The 1313-nt window shown below is 68.5% G+C and carries 2 protein-coding genes; one reads left to right on the top strand and one right to left on the bottom strand.

Features of this window, described 5'->3' with window-relative positions:
- Nucleotides 1-188 precede the first annotated feature (188 nt).
- On the bottom strand, nt 189-755 hold the full coding sequence (locus H8R17_RS45430; RefSeq protein ID WP_262506069.1) for an NADPH-dependent FMN reductase: 567 nt from the start codon (nt 753-755) through the stop codon (nt 189-191).
- A 362-nt stretch (nt 756-1117) separates the two neighbouring features.
- On the opposite strand from H8R17_RS45430, the gene H8R17_RS45425 reads away from it, so the two are divergent.
- A partial coding sequence (locus tag H8R17_RS45425; protein ID WP_187828987.1) for a hypothetical protein occupies nt 1118-1313 on the top strand: 196 nt, incomplete at its 3' end.

Here is a 1313-nt window from a genome sequence, read left to right as displayed (position 1 = left end):
CGTACACGTCGGTCTCCCCCGGATCGCTGGTCCTGCGCGGCAGCACGGCACCCCCTGACGGAAGGGCTCCGTCCAGGTCCACCTGAGTCACGGCGGTTCCGCCCAAGCCAGGGCGGCCTCGTCCACAGACGCGAAAAGCGCCCGGAGCGATGCGCTCCGGGCGCCTTCGTGTCCTGGGCGACGCCGGTTCAGTATGTTCCGCTGCGCAGCCGGCGCATGACGGTGCCGGTGCGCGCGAGTTCGTCGAGCACGTGCTCGGCGGCTGTCTCGTGCATCTTGCCGGGCCGGAAAGCGCCGTCCTCAACCTGTTCGTTGACGAACGGGATGCTCACGGTCGGGCCGATCGGCAGCATCCTCAGGTTCGCCACGACCTGCTTGGCCATCTGCACCGCCCGGGTACCCGCCGAGACGCCTCCGTAGCTGACGAACGCGGCCGGTTTGTGCTGCCACTCCACGACGAGGTAGTCCCACGCGTTCTTCAGGGGAGCGGGGAAGCCGCCGTTGTACTCCGGGGTGACGAAGACGAACGCGTCCGACGCCTCGACGATCCGGCTCCATGCGCGCGTGTGGCTCTTCGTGTACTGCCGCAGAGCGGGCGGATGCGGCTCGTCGTAGAACGGCAGATCGAGTTCATGCAGGTCGACCAGGTGCGATGCGAACCGGTCGTCCTCCGCGACCCGGGACGTGAACCAGTCCGCGACGGACCGGCCCACACGTCCAGGACGCGTGCTGGCCACAATTGTGGTGAGGGTCATGGGTGCCACAGAGGGCTCGGATGTCATGTCAGGCTCGCTTTCCTGTCGGCCGCGATCGGGCCCGGCGAACCCGCGCTGCCTGTGCTGTCCGTCCGTCCAGGAGAGCGCGGGCCCATCGGAGTTCTTGCCGGGACGCTGCGGATTATGCGAACGATAGCACTCACGGCCCGAGGGACCTAGAGAGCGAAAGCGAGCAACATGTCCAGGTACTTGAAACGCCCTGCACCTCTTGACAGAGTCGCCGACACTTCGCACGATTGCGCTATCGGTAGCACGCAGGGAGCCGCAACGGGTGAGCAGCCCGCGTCGTTCCCCTCTTCGCTCGCGCCCAGAGCGCCGCACCGATTCTGGTTCGGCCCCGCATGGTCCGTCCGCGCCTGTTCACCGGCGAGGACTCCCGTACGCCTCGGGCTGCGGGGACGCCCGTCCCTCGATGGCAGGCGCGGGCGCCGCTCGGCGCCCCGATTGCACTGGCCTCGGGCGTCTCCAGGGTCCTCGGCACCGGCCGCAACGAGGAACTCCTCAAACGCGTCCAGGAGCTGGCCCCGGACCGGATCG

This window comes from Streptomyces sp. TRM68367 (genome assembly GCF_014495685.1).
Taxonomy (GTDB): domain Bacteria; phylum Actinomycetota; class Actinomycetes; order Streptomycetales; family Streptomycetaceae; genus Streptomyces.
This window is presented reverse-complemented; position numbering and strand designations above follow the sequence as displayed.

What these genes read in the sequence shown, in the direction of transcription:
- H8R17_RS45430 (WP_262506069.1), bottom strand. Translation starts at nt 755, where the DNA reads ATGACCCTCACCACAATTGTGGCCAGCACGCGTCCTGGACGTGTGGGC.